Genomic DNA, 20,295 nt, shown 5'->3' with positions numbered 1-20,295 from the left:
GGGGCCTTGGCGCCCCTAAATAGGGGGCGATGCCGACTAAGGGGAACGCCAAAGCCACGTCCCGGAAATCCCCCGGGGCCAGCCTGAAGGCGGGGAACGCCACCACCTTGGTGGTGGTGGAGTCCCCTGCCAAGGCCAAGAGCATCCAGAAGATGCTGGGCCCTGGCTACGAGGTCAAGGCCAGCCTGGGCCACGTGGCCGACCTCCCCGAGAGGGAGCTGGGGGTGGACGTGGCCCGGGACTTCGCCCCCACCTACGAGGTGAAGAAGGATAAAAAGGCGGTGGTGGAGGAGCTAAGGCGGGCCGCCCAGGGCAAACGCCTCCTCATCGCCACCGACCCCGACCGGGAAGGAGAGGCCATCGGCTGGCACGTGGCCAGGCTCCTGGAGCGCGACCCCAAGGAGCCCCTAAGGGTGGAGTTTCACGAGATCACCCCCAAGGTGGTGCGCCAGGCGGTGGAGCGCCCTAGGCCCATCGACCAGAACCTGGTGGACGCCCAGCAGGCCCGGCGCGTCCTGGACCGCCTGGTGGGCTACAACCTCTCCCCTCTCCTCTCCCTGGAGTTCCGCAAGCGGGCCCTCTCCGCCGGCAGGGTGCAGAGCGTGGCCCTCCGGCTGGTGGTGGAGCGGGAGGAGGCCATCGAGGCCTTCCGGCGGGAAGAGTACTGGACCCTCGAGGGCCTCTTTGAAGTCCAGGGCAAAACCTTCCCCGCCCTCCTCCACGAGGTGGAGGGCCAGCGCCTCTGGACCGGGCAGGGGGAGAAGGAAGGAAAACTGCACCTGGCAACCGAAGCTCAGGCCCTCGCCCTGGCGGAACGAGCGCAAACCCTCCCCTACCGCGTGGCCCAGGTGGAGGTCAGGGAAAGGCGCAAATCCCCCCCGCCCCCCTTCACCACCTCCACCCTGCAGCAGGCCGCCTCCAGCCGCCTGGGCTACACCGCGGGCCGCACCATGCGCATCGCCCAACGCCTCTACGAGGGGGTGGACCTGCCCGAGGGCACCGTGGGCCTCATCACCTACATGCGCACCGACTCCGTGCGCGTCTCCCCCGAGGCCGTGGCCCTGGCGCGGGAGGTGATCGGGGAAATGTACGGCCCCGCCTACCTGCCCGAGGCCCCCCGGGTCTACCGCAACCGCAAGGAAGGAGTCCAAGACGCCCACGAGGCCATCCGCCCCACGGACCCCAGGCGCACCCCTGAAGGGGTGCGCCCCTACCTCTCCGAGGAGGAGTACCGCCTCTACGACCTCATCTGGCGCCGCTTCCTGGCCAGCCAGATGAAAGACGCCCTCTACGAGCAGACGGTGATCCTGCTGGAGGGTCAAGGACAGCCCCGCTTCACCTTCCGGGCCGCGGGCTCGGTGCTCCGGTTTGAGGGCTACCTGAAGGCCTGGGGCCGGGAAGGGGAGGACGAGGAGGAAGCCCCCCCGGTGCCTGCCGTGCCCCAGGGGGCGGAGGCCAGGCTTCTCCAGGCGAGGCCCGAGCAGCACTTCACCGAGCCCCCGCCCCGCTACACCGATGCCACCTTGGTGAAGACCATGGAGGAGCTCGGCATCGGCCGTCCCTCCACCTACGCCCCTACCCTCGAGACCCTGGAGAAGCGGGGCTACGTGGAGCGAAAGGGGCGCACCCTCCTCCCCACCCCCCTGGGGCGGCAGATCGTCCACTACCTCAAGGAGCGCTTCCCCCGGGTGGTGGCCTACGAGTTCACCGCCCAGATGGAGGAGGGGCTGGACCAGGTGGAGGAGGGCAAGGTCCCCTGGCCTAAGGTGGTGTGGGAGTTCTACGAGCCATTTTTGAAGGAGCTGAGCCAGGTGCCCAAGAAGACCTGCCCCCAGTGCGGCAGGCCCCTGGAGCTCAAGGTGAGCCGCTTCGGGCAGTTCTTAGGGTGCACCGGCTACCCGGAGTGCACCTACACCGAGCCCCTGGAAAGAAAAAAGGAGGCCGAGCCCATCGGGGAAGCCTGCCCCAAGTGCGGCAGGCCCCTGGTGCGGAAGGAAGGCCGCTACGGCAGTTTCATCGCCTGCTCCGGCTACCCCGAGTGCGACTACACCCGGGACGACGGCACCCCCACGGGCCACACCTGCCCCAAATGCGGAAGCCGGGTCCTGGAAAAGCGGAGCAAGCGGGGGAAGCCCTACTACAAGTGCGAAAGCAACGCCTGCGACTTCCTTTCCTTCTACCCCCTTCTGGACCAGACCTGCCCTTCTTGTGGCTGGCCGTTGGTGGGCAAAGGGCAAGGGGCCTGCATGAACCCCGCCTGCCCGGCGCACGATCCCAAGCTGGTCCCGCTCCCCAAAGCCCAGGCAACCTCGGCTTCCAAGGGCGGGAAAACCGCCCGCCGCAAGGCCGCTTCGGGAGCATCGAGCCGTACCGGGGCAAAGGCCAAAGGAAAGGGCCAAGGAGCCTCCCCACCCAAGCCGCCCTCGGACTGGGAGGAGCTGAAACCCTTCCTTCAAGAGCTGGCCCCGGAGGAGCGCGGGGCGGTGGAAGCCCTGGCCCTTGGCGAGCCTCTTTCCCCGGAAAACGCCAAGCTGGCCCAGCGGGCCCTCTTCAAACTGCGCATGCGCAAGGGACGGGCCAGAAAGGAGACGGTAGCCCCCTGATGGAAAGCTTCAAACTCCACCTTCTGCGGCTAGCCCGGCAGGGGCCGGTGGAGGTGCCCGGGGTGCCCGCACGGGCCTACACCCTCTTGGAACCCGTGGAACGGGAAGGGAGTGGGTTTTACCTCCTTCTGGAAGGGGAGCTGGTCATCGACCTCCCCGAAGGGCGCTACCTCCACCTCAAAAAAGGGGAGGCCGCCCGGCTCACGGAGCCCCACCGCCTCCTCCCTGTGGAGCGGGCGGTGCTTTTGGAGGTGGGGTAGGCCCCACCAGGTAGACCGCCCCCCAGGGGCGGTACACGCTCACCAGCTTGTCCTCCCTCACCCGTCCGTCCCCGTAGCGCACGGTACGCCGCACCTCCACCTTTGCCCCCTCGGCGGCAAAGTCCACCTGCTTGCGCGTCCCAGGGGGCAGGGAGGGTTCCACCACCTCCTTCGGAGGTAAGGGCGGCTTGCGCTCCGAAACAAAGGGGCCTTCCCAGCGCACCTCCCGGTCCTTGGTGCCGAAGAGGTGAAAGCGCAGGGTGGTGCCCTGGACGGAGCGTTGCACCAGGATATACCCGGGGGTGTCGTTGAGCACCCGTAGATCCTTGTAGGGCTGGATCACGGCGGCGTCCAGGCCGGTGGGCTTGTAGTAGGCCACCTGGTAGCTGTGGGCGTGGCGCTCCAGGATGGGAAGCCCTGCGAAGAAGAAGGCCCGGAAGAGGGTGGTGGAAACCTGGCACACCCCGCCCCCCACCCCCTGCTCCGTGCGGTCGCCCACGATGACGAAGGCTTCCTTGTACCCTTCCTCCTGGGTCACGGGCCCCAGGGCCTGGTTGAAGGAGAACCTGCCCGGGGGGATGAGGAGGCCGTCCAACTTGCTGGAGGCCAGGAGGAGGTTGTGGGTGCGCTCCCGGCTGGAGCCCCGGAAGTCCGTCTCCCCCGTGGCCAGGTGTTCCTTGATCCCCAGGGCGTAGAGCTCCCTGAGGCTGGGGCGAGGGGGGGTGTAGCGCACGGGGAGGTGGAAGCTCCGCCGCCCCGCCCCCAGGGCCTCCCGGTAGGCGGCCAGGGCCTCGGCCTCGCTGAAGGCGAGGCCCTTCTTCTCCACCCCCCGCCACCGTCCCTCCTGGAGGATGAAGCGGGGAGGCCTAGGGTCACGGGCGAGCCGCCGGATGAGGGCCAAAAGCTCCGCCTCCGAGGCCACGGGGTAGCGCTGGACCCCGGTGTAGGTGACCAGCCGGCTCTCCTCGATGACGTCCTCCTGGAGCACCAGAAGGGCCTCCACGGGGAGGCTCCCCCCCTCCTGCCCCAAGCCCCCCGGGGCTCCCAGCAGGAGGGCCAGGGCCCCCAAGAGCTGCCAGCGCATGCCCCAAGGGTAGCACGGAGGCAGGGGAAACCCCGTGATCCCCCTGGCCTTGCCTTCCCTACTTCCCCATGGTACCCTTCAGCCTAGGCCCCAGCTTTCACACCGTTTTCACACCCTTCCCCCATGCTGGGACCTGTGAAAGGAGGGCAGAGATGAAGGCAAAAGGCTTCACGCTGATCGAGCTGGCGATCGTGATCGTGATCATCGGGATCCTGGTGGCCATCGCGGTGCCGCGGTTCACGGATCTTTCCAGCCAGGCCACGCAGGCAGCCAAGGAAGCGTCTTACGGCTCCATCCGTTCCGCCTATGCCATCGCCATCGCGCAGAAAAAGGGCTACCCCACGGTGCAAGAGATCCTCGGCAAACTGGAAGGCGGCGCTAGCTTCTCTGAGGGCAAGATCCAGGTTGTCATAGGGGGAACGGCCACCGACATCGCCAACGTCTATACTGACGAGACCTGCACTACCCCTGCTACTGCTGTGGGAAATACTGTTCGTTGTATTACCAAGGCCTTCTGAGAAGGAGCCTTCGGGGATAGGGGGTGGGATGGATCCCACCCCCATATGTCTCAAAGAGGAGGGGCTTTGAAGGCAAGAGGTTTCACCTTGGCGGAGCTCGCGGTGACCCTTCTCCTCCTAGCCGTCCTGGCCGCGGTGGCCGTGCCCCGGTACCTGGACCTGCAGGCCCAGGCCCAAAAGGCCCAGCGGCAGGAGGTCCTGCGCCACCTGCGCTCGGCCTACGCCATCCACGTGGCCCAGCACCGCAGCCCGCCCACCTGGAACGCCCTCAAGGCCCTCATGGGCAACCCCACCCCCCTCCGGCTCTCCTCCAGCTGCCCTTCCGGCACCACCGTGGCCTACTGGGACGGAAACGGCAACGCCCTGTGCAACGCCGGGGAGCGCCTGGCCTACCTCTACGCCGACGAGGCCTGCACCCTCTTCCTCATCGCCGTGAGCCAGACCACCGTCACCGTGCCCATCCGCTGCCTGCGGGCCCACCCGGACACCCTAAACTGAAGGAGGGAGGATGCGGAAAGGGTTCACCCTTATTGAACTGGCCCTGGTGATCCTGATCCTGGGATTGTTGGTGGCAGTGGCCGTGCCGCGCTTCGTGGACCTCTCCTTGCAGGCCGAACAGGCGGCGGCGCGGCAGACCCTCTTGGCCCTGAACTCCACGGTGCGCATCCTCACGGTGAAGCTGGGCCGCCCTCCCATCCTGGACGAGGTCTGGGAGGCCCTGGACTCTCCCTATAAAAAGGACACCTGGGAGGAGCCTTTCCTCAAGCGGAACCCCTACGACAACTACAACTACCAGATCGTTCTCCGCTACCGCCCGGGGCGGGAGTACTGCATGGACGGGTACAACCCCTTGGGGGGCCTCGCCGAGGCAGGGGACCCCACCGACCCCAAAGCCCAGATCGTGGTCTTCCGGCCGTATACCTCGGGCATAAGCGACTACTGCCAGGGGGAGTTTTAGGGGATGAAGCGGCAAGGGTATCTCATGGTGATGGTGGCCCTGGCCCTGACCTTCTTCGGCCTCCTCCTCCTGCCCTACTCCCTTCTCAGCCTCCTAAACGCCGAGCGCACCCTCCGGTCCCAGTCCTCCCTGCAAGCCCTCTACCTGGCCGAGGCCGGGGCGTGGGAGGCCATCGCCCGGCTGGATAGCAAAAATGGAGCACCCGGCTCCCCCGTGCTCGTGTGCCGCACTGCAACCGCCCCCTGCACCAGCACCTCTCCCGATTACGTGGGCTGCTACACCTACAGCTCCAGCCAGCCCACAGACTGCGCCACGCCCACTTTGCCAAGCGGGACTACGGTAACCTTCTGGGGGTTTGGGAAGACCAAAGACGGCCTCGTGCGCTGGGTAAAGGTAACCTACGACACGGCTAACCAAGCGGTGCTCTCCTGGGAGGTGCTCCCGTGAAGCGAGGCTTTACCCTGGTGGAGGTGGCCGTAGCCCTCCTTTTGGTGGGGGTGGTGGCCTACATGATCCTGGCCCTGTCCCGGACCCTGGAAGCCGGGGCCGCCACCGGGCTGGAAGAGGAGGTCTTGCATGCGGCGGAGACGGTCTTGGAAACGGGTCTGGATGCCCCCCCCTGTGGCTCAAGCCCGCCTTTGGTCCTGACCCTAGCGGGAAAGAGCTACCGCATCTGCCAACAAACCGCGGGCTTATCCATCACCCCCCCAGCCAACACCTCCGTTTACGCTTACACCTACACCTTCGAGGAGGTCTCCAGCAGCCCGAGCCGGACCTTTTCCCTTACCCAGGTGACCTGGGAAGGCTCCCCTCCCCCGCCTCCCCCCAGCCCCAACTTCACCGCCACATGCCAAAAGGCCTCCTCCAACCAGCTGCAGATGACGGTAACCAACGCCGGCGCTTCGGTGACCACCAGAACCCTCGCCTTAAGCTGGAACGGCGAAGGCAAAAAGCGGATCGTGGCGGTGTCTTCGGGAGGTACCACCCTCTGGTCCAACAACAAAGGGGTTAAAAAGGGCACCCCCATCTCCCTAAGCCAAAACCTCACCTTTGGGAGCCAGACGCTCACCTTCACCTTCAACGCCAACTTCAAGGCAGGCAACTACACCTTCACGCTTTTTCTCTACGTGGGTCAAGGCAACAACCAGGTGACCTATACGGCCTCCTGTTCCCTGAGGTGGTGAATGCGGAGGGAAGGTCTTTCTCTGGTAGAGCTATCCATCGTCCTGGCGCTGGCAGGGATTTTGGGTCTGGCCCTCTCCTACCTTCTGCTTTCGGGGGTCCGGACCCACGGGGAGGCCCCGCTGCTCCAGGCGCAATCCCTGGCCCAGGACCTGCGGGACCGCCTGGGAAAGGACCTGCGGAGCGCCACCAGCGCGGGCATCGCGACCCTTTCCGGGCAGAGCCCCACCGCCAGCGGATTCATCGTGGAAACCCAGGCAGGCTCGGGAAAGGTGTGTGTCCAATACCGCCTGACCGCCAGCAAGACCCTGGAGCGCCGGAGCTGGACGGGAAGCTGCACCAGCCCCACGGGGGTTTTCGTGAGCCTCCTCGAGCCCGCCCTCCTGCCCAACGCCAGCTTCTGCTACGACAACCTGACGAATCCTAGCCTCGTGGGCCTGATGGACGCTCCCTGCGACCCGGTAAATCTGAACGGCAAAGGCCTCACCCTGAGGATTGGCGGGAAGGACTACCCCTTCCCGCCCCTGGTGTTTTCCCTGCGAAGCGGTTAGACTGTACCCAGCCTAGCTATGAACCTCCTCTTCGTCACCCACCGCCGCATCCTGCGCTTAAGAGAGGGCGAAGCCGAGGCTTTCCCCGCAGAGGACCTCCTCACAGAGGAGGGGTACCCTCGGTACGAACGCCTTCTTCACCACCTGCGGGAACTGGGGGGACGGGGGGCCTACGTGGGCCTGGGCCCGGAGTTCGCCCTCCTCCGGCTCCAGCCCTTCCCCAGGCTCCAGGGCTTCCCCTTGGAAGAGGCGGTCCTGGCCGAGGCGGAGCGCAGCCCCCTTTTTGCGGAGGAGGAGCTCCTTGCGGACTACCTCCTGGTGGCTCCTGAGGACGAAAGGCGGGTCCGGGTCCTCTTCGCCGCCCTACCCAGGAGGGGAGCGGGGCTTTTGGCGCGGCTCCGCCCTGCCCGGGTGGAACCCCTGCCCCTTCTCCTTTGGCGCCATGCCCTAAGCCAAAGCGAGGCCCCCAGTCTCTTGGTCCTGGAAAACCTGGCCCACACCGTGGCCCTCTTTGAGAACGGGGTACTCCGGGGCTTCCGCTACCTGACCCTGCCCGCGGACGAGGGCTCGGCGCAGCTCGCGGAAGAGGTGGCCAGGTCCCTGGCCCTCTTCGGCCACGCGGGGGCGGTGGACCAGGCCCTGCTCCTGGGCCTGCCCACCCCGCCCCCGGTACCCCCGGGCCTCCCCGCCCGCGAGGTGGCCCAGGGGGTACCCCTGGACCTGGAGGCCCAAGCCCTGGCCAAAGGGTTCTCCCTGGATCTCAAGCCCAGGCGCAAGGCCCTGGGCGAGGGCCTGCCCCGGGAAGCCCAGTGGGCGGTCTTCCTGGCGGCCCTCTTCTTCGTGGGGGGACTGGTAGGGAAAGGCCTTCTGGAGGAGAGAGCGTCCAGGGAGGAGCGGCGGGCCGAAGCCTTGCGCCAGCAGGTGGAGCTCCTCCGGGCCCAGACCTTCCAGCCGGCCCGGCCCCGGGGCTTGGGGCTGGAAGAGGTCCTGAGGGTAGCCTCGGAGCGCCCGGAAAACCTCTGGCTCACAAGCCTCACCGCGGAACAGACCAGGCTCCACCTGGAGGGCAAGGCCTTGGACCCCTACGCGCCCCTGCTTCTGGCCCGCCGCCTCGGGGGAAAGCCTGGTGTCATCCAGGCGGAAGGCGAAGGCCGACTGTACACCTGGGAGGTGGAGGTTGCCAAGGCCGAGGCTCGGTGAGCTACTCCTGCGGCTGGGGTACCTCACGGAGGAACAGCTCCAGGCCGCCCTTCAGGAGCAGGAGCGCACAGGGGACCTCCTGGGCCAGATCCTCCTCCGCCGAGGGTACGTGCGGGAGGAAGACCTGGTGCGGGCCCTGGCGGACCAGCAGAAGGCCCCCCTGGTGCGGGTGGCCGAGCTTACCCCAGACCCCAAGGCCCTTGCCCTCCTGGACCCCCGCCTGGCGCGGGAACGGCGGGTGCTGCCCTTTAGGTTGGAGGGAAACCGCCTTCACGTGGCCATGGCCCATCCCTCGGACCTGGCCCTTCTGGACGAGCTCCGCTTCCTCACGGGCAAGGAGATCGTACCCTACCTGGCCCCGGACCGGGAGATCCTGGAGGCCCTGGACCGGCTTTTGGCGGAGGCCTCGAGGCCCAAGCAGCCAGAGGCGGAGCCCTCCTCGGCGGCGGAGCTGGACCTCACCCTGGGGGTAAGCCCCGCGGTGCGCCTGGCCCAGGCCCTTCTGGAAAGGGCCATCGCCCTTTCCGCCAGCGACCTGCACCTGGACCCGGAGGAAACCCACCTCCTGGTGCGGGCCCGGGTGGACGGGGTGGTGCAGGAGCTGGAGCGCCTGGCCAAGGACCTGGAAGCCCCCTTGGCCGCCCGCTACAAGGTCTTGGCGGGCATGGACATCGCCGAGAGGCGCCGCCCTCAGGATGGGCACTTTACCTTCGCCTTTGAAGGGCGGCGGTACGAGGTGCGGGTGGCCTCCATAGGCACCCTGCACGGGGAGAAGCTCACCCTGCGCATCATCTACCCCACGGGGGTGCGGCTGGGCCTCCCCGAACTCGGAATGCTTCCTGAAGAACTCGCCCGCTTCCAGAAGCTCCTTCTCAGGCCCTACGGCATTCTCTTCGTCACCGGGCCCACGGGAAGCGGCAAGACCACCACCCTCTACGCCGCCTTGGAACAGCTTTACACCAAGGAGAAGACCTTCGTGACCATTGAGGACCCGGTGGAATTTCCCCTGGAAGGGGTGGTGCAGATCCCCGTGCAGCCCAAGATCGGCCTCACCTTCGCCGAGGCCCTGAAAAGCGTCTTGCGCCTGGACCCGGACGTGATCCTGGTGGGGGAGGTGCGGGACGGGGATACCTTGGACACCGCCCTGCGGGCGGCCCTCACCGGGCACCTGGTTCTGGCCACCCTGCACGCCAACGACGCCATCGCCGCCGTGACCCGCCTCCTGGAAATGGGGGCCGAACGCCACCTCCTGGCCTCCACCCTGATCGGAACCGTGGCCCAGCGCCTGGTGCGTCGGGTCTGTCCCCAGTGCGCCAGACCCAGGCCCGTTTCGGAAGAAGCCCGGCTGTTCTTCGGAGAGGAGGCTCCCGAGAAGGAGCTTGTGGGGGAAGGCTGCCCCTACTGCCGGGGCACGGGGTACCGGGGACGGGTGGGGATCTACGAGGTCTACGCCCCGGATCGGGAGGCTCTCTACCGATTGGGCCAGGGGGCAGGGGAGGAAGAGCTTCGGCAATTGGCGGAGCTAAAGGGGCACCGGAGCCTGCGACAGGTGGGCCTTTTGCAGGTGCGGGCGGGGGTCACCACCGGGCACGAGCTCCTCAGGGTGCTTGGGCTTTGGGAGTAAGGGCATGCGCTTTCTCTACGAGGCCACCGACGCCAAGGGAGAACGGGTCTACCGGGGGGTTCTGGAGGCGGAAAGCCCCCAAGGGGCCAGGCGGCGCCTGCGGGAGATGGGGCTTTACCCCTTGCGCCTAGAGCGCGCGCGGCGCCCTAAAAGGGGCCAGGTACCCTTGCCGGAACTGGTCCTCTTCATGGAGGAGTTCGCCACCCTGGTGGGGGCTGGGGTCCCCGTAACCCAAGCCCTGCACACCCTCTCTCTGGAAACCCGCCACCCGCTTATAAAGGAGGCCGCCCGAGGGGTGCGGGAGCGGGTGGAGGCGGGGGAGGGGCTGGCCCAGGCCATGGGGCACTACCCTGGAGTCTTCCCTCCCCTGGTGCGGGCCTTGGTGGCAGCAGGGGAGACGGGGGGGGCTTTAGAGGTGGTCCTGAGGCGCATCGCCGAGTACCTGGACAAAAGCCACGACCTCCGGGAGAAGGTGCGCACCGCCCTCCTCTACCCCTCCTTCGTGGTCGCGGTCCTGGTCCTGGTGGTGGCCGTTCTCCTGGTTTTCGTCATCCCGGTGTTCGCCCGACTCTACGGGGCAGCGGGAGCGGAGCTCCCTTTTCCCACCCGCCTCCTCATCGGCACTTCTCTGTTCGTGCGCCAAAATATCCTCTGGCTATTGCTCCTCTTCCTGGCCCTCCTCTACGTCCTTAGGGCCTACCGCCGCACCCCAGGGGGGGCCAAGTTGCTGGACGGCCTCCTTCTCCGGCTTCCCCTGGTGGGCCCCATCCTGCACAAGGCGGCCATGGCCCGCTTCGCCCGCACCCTGGCCACCCTGTATGAGGGAGGAGTCCTCATCACCCAGGCCCTCGAGGCCACCCGGAACGTCCTCGCGAACGCAGCCCTGGCCGAGGCCCTGGACCGGGTCCTGGAGCGGGTGGTGCGGGGGGAGTCCCTGAGCGCCGCCATGAGCCGGGAGCCCCTCTTCCTGCCCATCGTGGTCCGCCTTACCTTGGTAGGGGAAGAGGCCGGGAGTCTGGACCAGATGCTCTACCAGGTGGCCTCCCATCTGGAACGAGAGGTGGACTACGGCGTCAAACGGCTTTCCTCCAGCATAGAGCCCGCCCTAACCGTGCTCCTGGGGGGTATAATGCTCGTGGTCGCCCTGGCCTTGTACCTGCCCCTCTTTGACCTCTCCCGGATCCTGCGCCGATGAAACCGCCTATTTGGCTTTGGTTCCTCCTGCCCCTGACGACGCTCCTCTGGAGCGGCCAGGCGGTGTTCTCCGCCTACGCCCACTACCGACGGGCGGTGGCAGCAGCGCAGGTCCTAGAGCGGGAAGTGGAAGCCTTGACGAAAAGCCTCCCTGGGGCCTTGTCCGAGGCCCCGGTGAAGGAAGGGGAGCTCCCTCAGCTCTACGAAGCCCTGGTGCGCCTGGCAGAGGCCCAAGGCCTTGCCCTCAAAAACCTCCGACCCCAGGAGGTGGCCCAGGTGGGGGAGGCCCGCGCCTGGAGCCTGGAGATAACCTTGGAAGGCCCCTACCCGGGGGTGCTGGCCTACCTCGAGGCCCTACCCCAGGTGCCCGCACCCCTCTGGGTGGAGCGCTACCGCCTGGCGCCCGTGGCGGAAACCCGGGGGGAGCGCTTAACCCTAGAGCTCGCCCTGCGCATCTTGGCCCCCTAGGCCCACCGCCCGGTAGAGGGTTTCCTCCTCTTCGGGGGTAAGGTAGCGGGCCTCCCCTTTGGAAAGGTCCCCCAGCTCCAAGGGCCCCAAGGAGAGGCGCTTCAGGTAGAGCACCCGGTTCCCCCGGGCCTGGAACATGCGCTTCACCTGGTGGAAGCGCCCCTCCCGGAGGACGAGCTCCACCCGGGTGGGGTCCTCCCCCAAGGAGAGCGCCGCGGGCAAAAGCCTCTCCCCATCCAGGGAAAGCCCCTCGGCGAAGGCCCTTTGGTCCTCCTCCGTGGCCGGGCGCTCCAGGTGGACCAGGTAGCGCTTCGCCACCTTGTGCCGGGGGTGGGTGAGGCGGTGGAGGAGCTCCCCATCGGTGGTAAAGAGGAGGAGTCCCTCGGTGTCCTTGTCCAGGCGGCCCACCGGGGCGAGGTCCCGGGTGGGAAAGCCCGAAAGCAGGGCGTACACGCTGGGGCCCTCGGTGCGGCTCGTCACGTACCCCGCGGGCTTGTGCAGGAGGAGGTGGTGGTGGCGGCGCACCGCCAGGGGCTTCCCGTCCAGCTCCAAGGAGGCCCCTTCTGGGACGTGGAAGCCCGGGTCCCGCACCGCCTCCCCCGCCACCCGCACCCGCCCGGCGCGCACCAGGCGGGCTACCTCCTTGCGGCTCCCCAGGCCCAGGCGGGCCAGGAGCTTGTCGAGCCTTTCCCCCCTCATAGCTCCAAAGCCCCCTCCAGCCACCAAAGGGCCCCCTTGGCCCGAAGCCTGGCGAACTCCTCTGGGGTGAGGCCCCTGGCCTCCACCCGGCCCGGGTTTAGGCGCTGGAGAAAGGTGAAGCGCTCCAAGGGGTCTTTCGGCAGATGGGGGGAGACCACCAGCAGGTCGATGTCGCTTTCCACGTTGAACACTCCCCGGGCCACCGAACCATAAAGGTACACCCGGGCCTCCCCTAAGGCCTGCCGCACCCTTTGGGCAAAGGCCTTGGCCTCGTCCAGAAGGCTCTCCCACTCGGCCCTTCGCCCCTCAAGGGCCTTCCAGGCCATGCCACACCTCCTCTACCCATCCCAGGATGCTCCTGGCCGCCTGCAAGGCCTCCTTAGCCCGGGAGGGGGTGTAGTACTCGTAGGGACTGCCCTCGGGGTAGGCGTCGGGGCAGCGGGCGGGGATGTAGTGGGCGTCCAGGAGCCGCGCCCTCTCCTCCAGGACCGGGGGAATGACCAAGCCCGTTTCCGCCAAGGCTTGGAGCAGGCGGAAAAGGGCGTGGCCGAAGGCGGGCCGCCCAAGGCCCCGGAGGAGCCCCTTCAAGGCGTACTCCCCCGCTTGGTGGGCTTTAAAGCTGGCCCAGTCGTAGTCCCCTTCCTCCAGGTCACGCTCCCCAGAGGCCAGGGTATGCCGCGCTTGGGCCAGCCATCTCTCTCCTTCCTCCCGGTCCAAGGGCACCATCCTCCTTATCCTAAAGGGCATGAGGCTTTACCAGCTGGACAGCTACGCCACCCGCTTTCGGGCCCAGGTGGTGCGGGTTTGGAGCGACGAGAAGGGGCACCATGCCGTGCTTTCCGAGACCCTTTTCTACCCGGAATCCGGCGGCCAGCCTGCGGACACCGGGGTTCTACGGGGCCCCTTTGGCGAGGTGCGGGTCCTCCACGCCTACGAGGAGGAAAAGGCCTTTGGCGACGTGGTCCACGTGCTCTCCGCCCCCATTCCCGAAGGGGTGGAGGTGGAAGGGGAGATCGACTGGAATAGGCGCTTCCGCCACATGCAGCGCCACACCGCCCAGCACATCCTCTCCCAGGCCCTCCTCCGGGCCGGGGGGTACCACACGGTGGCCGTGAGCCTAGATGGGCCCATTTGCACCGTGGACCTAAAGGAGGAAGTGGCGGAGGCCAAGCTCCAGGAGGCGGAGGCCCTGGCCAACTTCGCCGTGTACGCGGACTACCCCATAGAGGCCTTTTGGGTTTCTGAGGAGGAGCTTGCCCGTTACCCTTTGAGGCGGCCTCCGAAGGTTCAGGGCCAGGTGCGCCTGGTGCGGATCGGGGACTTCGACCTGGCGGCCTGCGGGGGCACCCACCTCAAGACCAGCGCCCAGGCGGGGCCCATCAAGGTGCTCAAGTGGGAGCGGTACAAGGGGGGGACCCGGGTGCACTTCCTGGCGGGGTGGGAGGCTTTGGAGGACTACCACGCCAAGCACGCCCTGCTTTCCCGCCTGGCCCTTTCCTTCTCCACCAGCCCCCTGGAGCTGGAAAGACCCGTGCGCCGCCTTCAGGAGGAGGTATACGCCCTTAAGGGCGAGAACTTGGAGCTCAAAGAGGCTTTGGTGGAGGCCCTCCTGCCCCGGGCCCTCGAGGAGAGGGTGCTCCTGGTGCCGGCTTCCGTCCTGGGGGACCTGGCCAAAAGGCTTCTTTCCTGGAGCGAGAAGACCTTTTTGCTCCTTTCCCTCGAGGGTCGCTTTGCCACCTTGGGCCCCGGCCGGCAGGAGGTTTTGGAAAGGCTTAAGGCCCTTGGGGCTAAGGGCGGGGGAAAAGAGGTGGTCCAGGGAAGCCTGCCCAAGGAAAAGGTGGCCGCAGCCTTGGATCCGGGCCTCGTAAGCTAAGGCCATGGGGCTTTTTGAGGGAAAGGGAGTCTTGGTCACGGGAGCGGCCCGGGGCATCGGCCGGGCCATCGCCCGGGCCTTCGCTCGGGAAGGGGCCCTGGTGGCCCTTTGCGATCTGCATCCCGAGGGGCGGGGGGTGGCGGAGGAGATCGGAGGCTTCTTCGTGCAGGCGGACCTGGCCGAGGAAAGGGACCGGGTGCGTTTCGTGGAGGAGGCGGCTCACGCCTTGGGGCGGGTGGACGTGTTGGTGAACAACGCCGCCACCAGCGCCCCAGGTTCGGCCCTTACCGTAAAACTCCCCGAGTGGCGAAGGGTTTTGGAGGTGAACCTCACCGCTCCCATGCACCTCTCCGCCCTGGCGGCCAGGGAGATGGCCAAGGTAGGCGGGGGGGCCATCGTGAACGTGGCCAGCGTCCAGGGCCTCTTCGCCGAGCAGGAGAATGCTGCCTACAACGCTTCCAAGGGAGGGCTGGTCAACCTCACCCGTTCCTTGGCTTTGGACCTGGCCCCCTTGGGCATCCGGGTGAATGCCGTGGCCCCGGGGGCCATCGCCACGGAGGCGGTACTGGAGGCCATCGCCCTTTCCGAGGATCCGGAGAGGACCCGCCGGGACTGGGAGGACCTTCACGCCCTGAGGAGGCTGGGCCAGCCCGAGGAAGTGGCGGAGGCAGTGGTTTTCCTAGCTTCGGAAAAAGCGAGCTTCATCACCGGGGCCATTCTGGTGGTGGACGGGGGTATGACGGCGAGCTTCATGATGGCGGGTAGGCCAGTCTAGCGCTGCTCCACCCTGGTTTTGCCAGAGTAGGGGGCCCGGCCAATCCCTAAGTACCCCGTCGTGGCTTGCGCCACGACGGGGGCCCCAAAGAGGCCGTGAGCACGCCGCTTTGGCTTTGGCCGGTGGGGCAACCTTTGCGTGCGGGTACTTAGCCCGCACCATTTAGGCCCTTACCGATGTGGCGAAAAAGGGCATCACGTGGCGTGGTCCTTGTAGGGCTCTCCCCGCAGGTCGGAGATCAAGTGGATGGCCACGTAGGCTCCATCCCCTGCGCTCACGATGGCGTGTCCCGGCACCTTGCCCCGGGCCACCCCGGCGGCGTAGACCCTGGGATAGCTGGTGCGGCCGGCCTCGTCGGTTTCTATGTGGACTCCCTTGCGGGTGAGGCCCAAGAGGGAGGGTAGGGTGGGGTCTTTGTGGGTGCAGAGGAGAAGCCTTTCCGCTTCCACCACGCCCTCCTCGGTTTCCACCTCAAAGACCCCCCCCAGGTCGCGCACCCCCTTGACCACGCCCCTTTGGATCTCTGCCCCGTAGCGTCGGGCGTGCTCTTTCAGCCTCTCTAGAAGTTCCTCGCCCGAGGGTTCGTCCAGAAGCCCAGGGTAGTTGGGAACCCGGCTCACCTGGGCGATCTTGGAATGACCTCCGTCCAGCACCAGGACCTTAAGCCCGGCCCTGGTGAGGAAAAGGGCCGCGGAAAGACCCGAAGGGCCGCCGCCTACCACGAGAACGTCCCACATACCTTTTAGAGTATAGGGGTCGGGGACGGAGGAGGGAAGGCAAGGTATAATCGGCGGCGCATGATCTTGGACGACCGCTACCCGGTGCTGGAAACCCTCGAGGAGCGGGAGGGGGTCACCCTTTATCGGGTGGAGGGCGGGGTGGTTTTCTTTTTCCAGGTGCGCACCCCCGAGGACAAGGAGCGCTTTTACCGGTACCGGGCGGCCATCAAACGCTTAGAGGAGCTTGGGCTTGTGGAGGCGGTGGTTTCCGCCAAGCCTGGGCGTTACTACGCCTTTTTCCCCGAGCGTCCCCTGGCCCGGAAAGTGCCGCCCCGGGCGGCCCTCGAGGCCCTGGCCCCCTTGGGCTTTGGCCCAGAGCACCTGGCCATGGCCGAGGAAGGGGTGGCCTACCTGTCCCCATGGCCCTTGGGGTCTGCCCGGCGGGCCTTGGCCCGGGGTCCTTCGCGCCCCCGGCCGGGCTTTCTTAAAGCTGTTCCCTTCGGGAAGCTACTGGGGGTGGCCCCGGGCCTCCTCCTCTTCCTCCTAGGGCTGTGGCTTTTTTCCCAAGGGGTTTACCGCTACTTCAATCCCCCGGAGTACGCTGTGCCGAACCTGGTGGGCAAGACCGCCCGGGAGGCCTTTCTCCTCTTGAAGGATACGGGGCTCAGGCTGGAGGTGGTGGAGGGGAACGACCCGGCCAAGCCCAAGGAGGTGGTGCTGGCCCAGGAGCCTCCACCGGGAACCCGCCTTAGGGCGGGGCGCACCGTGCGCCTCACCCTTAACCAGGCCCGGCTGAACCCCTTGCCCGAGCTGAAGGGGCTCCGCCAAGAGGAGGCGGAGGCGAAGCTTTCCGAGCTAGGATACCGCCTGGCTGGGGTGGCCCAGATGGAAAGTCCCGAACCCCTAGGCACGGTCCTGGCCAGCGACCCGCCCCCCGGCACTCCCTTGCCCCCTGGGGCCCCGGTGAGGCTTCTGGTTTCCCGGGGTGCTTCCCTGGGTCCCACGGTGCCTCTTCCAAAGCTCACGGGTTTGAGCCAAAAGGAGGCGCTTTTCCTCCTGAACGCCATGGGCCTGCAGGTCCAGGCGGAGGAGGTGCCCTCCGGGGCTCCGCCCGGCACGGTGCTGGCCCAGGAGCCCGCCCCCGGAACCCCCATGCCCCCGGGGAGCGGGGTGCGCCTAAGGGTGGCGGCAAGGGGAGAGGTGCAGGTGGGGGCTTTGACCCCCCCCTCGCCTCCGGGCCCCGAGGCCCGTACCGTGACCCTGGCTCTGAATCTGCCCCAGGAGGCGGAGGGCCGCCAGGTGCGCCTGGTGCTGGTGGACGACCGGGGGGAGCACCTGGTCTATGAGGGGGAAGGCCGTGGGGGCCTAAGGGTTTCGGGTACCTACGAAGTGGTGGGGGAGGCCCGCTTCCGCCTCTATATGGACGGGGAGCTTGTTCAGGAGTGGACCCCCTGAGGCTCCCCCTGGCTTAAGGAGGAGGGTGTGAAAGGAGGCTGGGCGGAGGACCTGGCGCTCGCCTACCTTCTTGAGCGGGGCTACCGGCTTCTGGGCCGCAACCGCCGCACGCCCTTTGGGGAGGTGGACCTGTTTCTGGAAAAGGATGGGGTTTACGTGCTGGTGGAGGTCAAGCAAAGGAGCTCAGGGGCTTACGGTACGCCCTTGGAGGCCTTGACCCTCAGAAAGGTGAGGCGCCTTTTACAAAGCGCCCGTTATCTGTTGGGACGCGACGATCTTCCGGTGAGGCTCGAGGCCATCCTGGTCCACGGGACCCCCCGGGCGCACCGGATAGAGCACCTGGTGTTGGAAGTGTAGGGGGGAACCTTCCCTCCATGGGCCCTTTGGGTAAGCTTGAGGGTGTTTAGGAACCTGGAGGCCTACCTCCTGGCCCTGGAGAGGCGGGGGGAGCTCAAGCGGATAAGGGTACCCGTTTCCAGCGAACTGGAGATCACGGAGATCGCCGACCGCATGGTGAAGAGGGGGGGTCCTGCCCTCCTTTTTGAAAGGGTGGTGGGTAAGGACTTCCCCGTGGCCATCGGCCTCTTCGGCACAAGGGAGCGCACCGCCTTCGCCCTGGGGGTTGGGGACCTGGACGAGCTTTCTGAGAAGGTGTCCCGCTTGCTGGAGTTGAAGCCGGGAAGAGGGGGGATTTCTGCCCTCATGGGTCTTCTCCCCAAGCTCCCCCTCCTCAAGGGATTCTTCCCCAAACGGGTGGGCAGGGCCCCGGTGCAGGAGGTGGTGCTCAAGGGGGAGGCGGTGGACCTAAGCCGCCTTCCCGTCCTCAAGTGCTGGCCCCAGGACGCCGGGCCCTTCCTCACCCTGCCCCTGGTGATCACCCGGGACCCGGAGACCGGGGAGCTCAACCTGGGCATGTACCGCATGCAGGTGCTGGACCGAAGGAGCACCGCCATGCACTGGCAGCTCCACAAGGTGGGCCGCCAGCACCTAGAAAAGGCCCGGAAGCTGGGAAAAAAGCTGGAGGTGGCCGTGGCCTTAGGGGGGGATCCCATCCTCACCTACGCCGCTACGGCTCCCCTACCCCCTTTGCCAGGGGTGAGCGAGTTCCACCTGGCGGGGTTCCTCCGGGGTGCCCCCATCGAGCTCGCCCGGGGCGTCACCGTGGACCTCCCCGTGCCCGCGGAGGCGGAGTTTGTGCTGGAGGGCTACATTGACCCGGAGGAGCCCCTAGTGGTGGAAGGGCCCTTCGGGGACCACACCGGCTTCTACACCCCCGTGGACCTCTACCCCCGCTTCCACGTCACCGCCCTCACCCACCGGAAAGGGGCCATCTACCCGGCCACCATCGTGGGCATGCCCCCCATGGAGGACGCCTACCTCATCGAGGCCAGCGAGCGCCTCTTCCTTCCCCCCTTGCGCCTGGTCCTCCCCGAGGTGGCCGACTACCACATGCCCCCCGAGGGGGTGGCCCACAACTGGGTGAACGTGGCCCTAAAGAAGGGGTACCCGGGCCAGGCCTACAAGGTGGCCTATGGGATGCTGGGCCTGGGGCAGATGATGTTCGCCAAGGTGATCGTGGCGGTGGACGCGGACGTGCCCGTGCGGCCCGGCTTCGCCACCCTTCTGAAAGCCCTGGAACACGCCCTCCCTGGGCGGGACACCCTTTTCCTCCGGGGGCCCATAGACGTCCTGGACCACAGCGCCCGGGCCTTCGCCTTCGGAGGGAAGCTCCTCATCGATGGCACCCGCAAGCTCCCGGAGGAGGGCGGGGAGGTACCCTGGGCTCCCAGGGTCCACACGGAGCTCCCCCAGGACCCGGAGGCCCTGGCCCAAAGGCAGTGGCCCGGGGTCTGGGGGATTACCCTGCGCAAGGAGCGGCCGGGCCAGGCCTGGGCCTTGGCGGAGCGCCTCTTGCAGACACCGGCCAGCGCGGGCATCCGGCTCCTCCTGCTGGCGGACCACGACACTGCCCTCACCCCCGAGGAGCTCCTCTGGGCCGTGCTCAACAACATCGACCCGGAGCGGGACGCCCGGGTCATGGCGGGGGTGGAGGGTCCGGTTTTGGTCCTGGACGGCACCCGCAAGCTCCCCGAGGAAGGCTTCCACCGGGTCTGGCCCGAGCGCATCCGCATGGACGGGCGCATCAAGGCCCTGGTGGAAAGCCGCTGGGAGGAGTACGGCCTCTAGGTGGTACGCAGGGCGCGGTTGCGCAGGAGGCCGCTCCGGAAAGCCCGCACCACCTCCCGGTGAAGCCGCCCTTGGCGGGTCTCCTCCTCCAGTACCTTAAGGGCCTCTTCGGGCTTGAGGGAAGCGCGGTAGGTGCGCACGCTGGTGAGGGCGTCATAGATGTCGGCGGCGCTCACCGCCTGGACCAGGAGGGGCACCTCGGTGAGGCCATCGGGGTAGCCGGAGCCGTCCAGCTTCTCGTGGTGCCAGCGCACGTAGGGCCTGAGCCGGTGGTAAGCCCGCAAGGGGCGGATGATCTCGTCTCCCTTCACCGGGTGCTCGCGGATAAGGCGCCACTCCTTCTCGGTAAGGGTGTAGTCCCCCCGGAGGATGTGGTCGGGGATGCCGATCTTGCCCACGTCGTGGAGGAGGGCTCCCATGCGCAGGTCCTCGAGCTCCGCCTCCTTGGCCCCCAGCTCCTCCGCCGTCCAGAGGGCGTACTGGGCCACCCGCTCCCCGTGGCCCGCGGTGTAGGCGTCCTTGGCCTCCACCGCCCGCACCAAGGCCAAGAGGGTCCGTTCCAGGTCCTCGAGGCGCTCTTGCAGCTTGCGCCGCTCCAGGTGGCCCTTCACCCGCAGGCGGAGCTCGGAGAGGTCCACGGGCCGGTTCAGAAAGTCATCGGCACCCGCCTCAATGCCTCTGAGGCGCACCTCCCGCTCCCCGTCGGCGGTGAGGAGGATGACCGGGAGGAGGGGGTCCAGGGCCTTGATCCTGCGGGTGAGCTCCAGCCCGTCCACCAGGGGCATGTGCAGGTCCGTAAGGACCACATGGGGAAGGCCGTCCCGCAAGAGGTCCAGGGCCTCTTGACCGTTCCTGGCCTCCTGGACCTCCACCTCCAAGGGGGCCAGGGCCCGCATGAGGAGGAGGCGCTGTACCGGGTCGTCGTCCACCACGAGCACGCGCATA

At 67.3% G+C, this 20,295-nt stretch carries 23 protein-coding genes; 17 read left to right on the top strand and 6 right to left on the bottom strand.

Annotated elements, in window-relative coordinates:
- Nucleotides 1–29: 29 nt before the first annotated feature.
- Nucleotides 30–2,603 (top strand): type I DNA topoisomerase, encoded by a 2,574-nt coding sequence (gene topA, locus L1087_RS04895; RefSeq protein WP_267964717.1) that lies wholly within the window; start codon nt 30–32, stop codon nt 2,601–2,603.
- Nucleotides 2,603–2,863: a hypothetical protein gene (locus L1087_RS04890; RefSeq protein WP_038041148.1), complete on the top strand. Its 261-nt coding sequence runs from the start codon at nt 2,603–2,605 to the stop codon at nt 2,861–2,863. The genes topA and L1087_RS04890 overlap by 1 nt, the downstream gene beginning before the upstream one ends.
- Here L1087_RS04890 and L1087_RS04885 read toward each other — a convergent pair.
- Nucleotides 2,805–3,947, bottom strand: a complete 1,143-nt coding sequence (locus L1087_RS04885; protein WP_234557902.1) for a VanW family protein — start codon at nt 3,945–3,947, stop codon at nt 2,805–2,807. The genes L1087_RS04890 and L1087_RS04885 overlap by 59 nt on opposite strands.
- 152 nt (nt 3,948–4,099) lie before the next feature.
- Between L1087_RS04885 and L1087_RS13295 the strand changes: the two genes are divergently transcribed.
- The 10 genes from L1087_RS13295 to pilO all read left to right on the top strand — a co-directional run bounded on the left by L1087_RS13295 (nt 4,100) and on the right by pilO (nt 11,642).
- Entirely contained in the window at nt 4,100–4,465 is a 366-nt protein-coding gene (locus L1087_RS13295) for a prepilin-type N-terminal cleavage/methylation domain-containing protein (protein ID WP_326490700.1), read from the top strand.
- Nucleotides 4,466–4,531: 66 nt separating this feature from the next.
- A complete protein-coding gene (locus L1087_RS04875; RefSeq protein WP_234557900.1) occupies nt 4,532–4,963 on the top strand; it encodes a prepilin-type N-terminal cleavage/methylation domain-containing protein in 432 nt (143 codons plus the stop codon).
- Nucleotides 4,964–4,973: 10 nt separating this feature from the next.
- Entirely contained in the window at nt 4,974–5,423 is a 450-nt protein-coding gene (locus tag L1087_RS04870) for a prepilin-type N-terminal cleavage/methylation domain-containing protein (protein WP_234557898.1), read from the top strand.
- 3 nt (nt 5,424–5,426) lie between these two features.
- Nucleotides 5,427–5,870, top strand: coding sequence for a hypothetical protein (locus L1087_RS04865; RefSeq protein WP_234557896.1), 444 nt, complete (start codon nt 5,427–5,429; stop codon nt 5,868–5,870).
- A complete protein-coding gene (locus L1087_RS04860; RefSeq protein ID WP_234557895.1) occupies nt 5,867–6,607 on the top strand; it encodes a type II secretion system protein in 741 nt (246 codons plus the stop codon). The genes L1087_RS04865 and L1087_RS04860 overlap by 4 nt, the downstream gene beginning before the upstream one ends.
- Nucleotides 6,608–7,156, top strand: coding sequence for a prepilin-type N-terminal cleavage/methylation domain-containing protein (locus L1087_RS04855; protein ID WP_038041160.1), 549 nt, complete (start codon nt 6,608–6,610; stop codon nt 7,154–7,156).
- Nucleotides 7,157–7,174: 18 nt separating this feature from the next.
- Entirely contained in the window at nt 7,175–8,356 is a 1,182-nt protein-coding gene (locus L1087_RS04850) for a hypothetical protein (RefSeq protein ID WP_234557894.1), read from the top strand.
- Complete coding sequence (locus L1087_RS04845; RefSeq protein WP_234557893.1) at nt 8,334–9,980, top strand: GspE/PulE family protein; 1,647 nt, start codon at nt 8,334–8,336, stop codon at nt 9,978–9,980. Before L1087_RS04850 ends, L1087_RS04845 begins: the two co-directional genes overlap by 23 nt.
- Nucleotides 9,981–9,984: 4 nt before the next feature.
- Nucleotides 9,985–11,175, top strand: a complete 1,191-nt coding sequence (locus tag L1087_RS04840; protein WP_234557892.1) for a type II secretion system F family protein — start codon at nt 9,985–9,987, stop codon at nt 11,173–11,175.
- Nucleotides 11,172–11,642, top strand: coding sequence for a type 4a pilus biogenesis protein PilO (gene pilO, locus L1087_RS04835; RefSeq protein WP_038041166.1), 471 nt, complete (start codon nt 11,172–11,174; stop codon nt 11,640–11,642). The genes L1087_RS04840 and pilO overlap by 4 nt, the downstream gene beginning before the upstream one ends.
- Here pilO and L1087_RS04830 read toward each other — a convergent pair.
- Genes L1087_RS04830 through L1087_RS04820 form a run of 3 tightly spaced genes read right to left on the bottom strand, consistent with a single transcriptional unit; the run spans nt 11,610 to nt 13,067 of the window.
- A complete protein-coding gene (locus L1087_RS04830; RefSeq protein WP_234557891.1) occupies nt 11,610–12,341 on the bottom strand; it encodes a pseudouridine synthase in 732 nt (243 codons plus the stop codon). The genes pilO and L1087_RS04830 overlap by 33 nt on opposite strands.
- Nucleotides 12,338–12,667: a nucleotidyltransferase domain-containing protein gene (locus L1087_RS04825; RefSeq protein ID WP_135343289.1), complete on the bottom strand. Its 330-nt coding sequence runs from the start codon at nt 12,665–12,667 to the stop codon at nt 12,338–12,340. The genes L1087_RS04830 and L1087_RS04825 overlap by 4 nt, the downstream gene beginning before the upstream one ends.
- A complete protein-coding gene (locus tag L1087_RS04820; protein WP_234557890.1) occupies nt 12,648–13,067 on the bottom strand; it encodes a HEPN domain-containing protein in 420 nt (139 codons plus the stop codon). Before L1087_RS04820 ends, L1087_RS04825 begins: the two co-directional genes overlap by 20 nt.
- A gap of 19 nt (nt 13,068–13,086) precedes the next feature.
- Between L1087_RS04820 and L1087_RS04815 the strand changes: the two genes are divergently transcribed.
- Both L1087_RS04815 and L1087_RS04810 read left to right on the top strand, forming a co-directional pair.
- Nucleotides 13,087–14,214: an alanyl-tRNA editing protein gene (locus L1087_RS04815; protein WP_234557889.1), complete on the top strand. Its 1,128-nt coding sequence runs from the start codon at nt 13,087–13,089 to the stop codon at nt 14,212–14,214.
- Between the two features lie 4 nt (nt 14,215–14,218).
- Nucleotides 14,219–14,989, top strand: coding sequence for an SDR family NAD(P)-dependent oxidoreductase (locus L1087_RS04810; protein WP_234557887.1), 771 nt, complete (start codon nt 14,219–14,221; stop codon nt 14,987–14,989).
- A 194-nt stretch (nt 14,990–15,183) separates the two neighbouring features.
- On the opposite strand, the gene L1087_RS04805 is transcribed toward L1087_RS04810, so the two are convergent.
- The gene (locus L1087_RS04805; protein ID WP_234557885.1) at nt 15,184–15,726 is read right to left on the bottom strand and encodes an NAD(P)/FAD-dependent oxidoreductase; all 543 of its coding nucleotides are present in this window, start codon (nt 15,724–15,726) and stop codon (nt 15,184–15,186) included.
- A 60-nt stretch (nt 15,727–15,786) separates the two neighbouring features.
- Between L1087_RS04805 and L1087_RS04800 the strand changes: the two genes are divergently transcribed.
- Genes L1087_RS04800 through L1087_RS04790 form a run of 3 tightly spaced genes read left to right on the top strand, consistent with a single transcriptional unit; the run spans nt 15,787 to nt 19,350 of the window.
- Nucleotides 15,787–17,163, top strand: coding sequence for a PASTA domain-containing protein (locus tag L1087_RS04800; RefSeq protein WP_234557884.1), 1,377 nt, complete (start codon nt 15,787–15,789; stop codon nt 17,161–17,163).
- 27 nt (nt 17,164–17,190) lie between these two features.
- Complete coding sequence (locus L1087_RS04795; protein WP_038041177.1) at nt 17,191–17,520, top strand: YraN family protein; 330 nt, start codon at nt 17,191–17,193, stop codon at nt 17,518–17,520.
- Nucleotides 17,521–17,562: 42 nt separating this feature from the next.
- Entirely contained in the window at nt 17,563–19,350 is a 1,788-nt protein-coding gene (locus L1087_RS04790; RefSeq protein WP_234557883.1) for a menaquinone biosynthesis decarboxylase, read from the top strand.
- Here the strand turns inward: L1087_RS04790 and L1087_RS04785 are convergent.
- Nucleotides 19,347–20,294: an HD-GYP domain-containing protein gene (locus tag L1087_RS04785; RefSeq protein ID WP_234557882.1), complete on the bottom strand. Its 948-nt coding sequence runs from the start codon at nt 20,292–20,294 to the stop codon at nt 19,347–19,349. The two genes, L1087_RS04790 and L1087_RS04785, sit on opposite strands and share 4 nt — an antisense overlap.
- Nucleotide 20,295 lies beyond the last annotated feature (1 nt).

Origin of the sequence: Thermus tengchongensis, assembly GCF_021462405.1 — a bacterium.
Taxonomy (GTDB): Bacteria; Deinococcota; Deinococci; order Deinococcales; family Thermaceae; genus Thermus; species Thermus tengchongensis.
Note: the sequence above shows the minus strand (reverse complement) of the source record. Positions and strands in the feature narration are given on the sequence as shown.

What these genes read in the sequence shown, in the direction of transcription:
- L1087_RS04800 (WP_234557884.1), top strand. Translation starts at nt 15,787, where the DNA reads ATGATCTTGGACGACCGCTACCCGGTGCTGGAAACCCTCGAGGAGCGG.
- L1087_RS13295 (WP_326490700.1), top strand. Translation starts at nt 4,100, where the DNA reads ATGAAGGCAAAAGGCTTCACGCTGATCGAGCTGGCGATCGTGATCGTG.
- L1087_RS04850 (WP_234557894.1), top strand. Translation starts at nt 7,175, where the DNA reads ATGAACCTCCTCTTCGTCACCCACCGCCGCATCCTGCGCTTAAGAGAG.
- L1087_RS04885 (WP_234557902.1), bottom strand. Translation starts at nt 3,947, where the DNA reads ATGCGCTGGCAGCTCTTGGGGGCCCTGGCCCTCCTGCTGGGAGCCCCG.
- L1087_RS04820 (WP_234557890.1), bottom strand. Translation starts at nt 13,067, where the DNA reads ATGGTGCCCTTGGACCGGGAGGAAGGAGAGAGATGGCTGGCCCAAGCG.
- L1087_RS04870 (WP_234557898.1), top strand. Translation starts at nt 4,974, where the DNA reads ATGCGGAAAGGGTTCACCCTTATTGAACTGGCCCTGGTGATCCTGATC.
- L1087_RS04815 (WP_234557889.1), top strand. Translation starts at nt 13,087, where the DNA reads ATGAGGCTTTACCAGCTGGACAGCTACGCCACCCGCTTTCGGGCCCAG.
- L1087_RS04805 (WP_234557885.1), bottom strand. Translation starts at nt 15,726, where the DNA reads ATGTGGGACGTTCTCGTGGTAGGCGGCGGCCCTTCGGGTCTTTCCGCG.
- topA (WP_267964717.1), top strand. Translation starts at nt 30, where the DNA reads ATGCCGACTAAGGGGAACGCCAAAGCCACGTCCCGGAAATCCCCCGGG.
- L1087_RS04830 (WP_234557891.1), bottom strand. Translation starts at nt 12,341, where the DNA reads ATGAGGGGGGAAAGGCTCGACAAGCTCCTGGCCCGCCTGGGCCTGGGG.
- L1087_RS04825 (WP_135343289.1), bottom strand. Translation starts at nt 12,667, where the DNA reads ATGGCCTGGAAGGCCCTTGAGGGGCGAAGGGCCGAGTGGGAGAGCCTT.
- L1087_RS04855 (WP_038041160.1), top strand. Translation starts at nt 6,608, where the DNA reads ATGCGGAGGGAAGGTCTTTCTCTGGTAGAGCTATCCATCGTCCTGGCG.
- pilO (WP_038041166.1), top strand. Translation starts at nt 11,172, where the DNA reads ATGAAACCGCCTATTTGGCTTTGGTTCCTCCTGCCCCTGACGACGCTC.
- L1087_RS04810 (WP_234557887.1), top strand. Translation starts at nt 14,219, where the DNA reads ATGGGGCTTTTTGAGGGAAAGGGAGTCTTGGTCACGGGAGCGGCCCGG.
- L1087_RS04865 (WP_234557896.1), top strand. Translation starts at nt 5,427, where the DNA reads ATGAAGCGGCAAGGGTATCTCATGGTGATGGTGGCCCTGGCCCTGACC.
- L1087_RS04890 (WP_038041148.1), top strand. Translation starts at nt 2,603, where the DNA reads ATGGAAAGCTTCAAACTCCACCTTCTGCGGCTAGCCCGGCAGGGGCCG.
- L1087_RS04840 (WP_234557892.1), top strand. Translation starts at nt 9,985, where the DNA reads ATGCGCTTTCTCTACGAGGCCACCGACGCCAAGGGAGAACGGGTCTAC.
- L1087_RS04785 (WP_234557882.1), bottom strand. Translation starts at nt 20,294, where the DNA reads ATGCGCGTGCTCGTGGTGGACGACGACCCGGTACAGCGCCTCCTCCTC.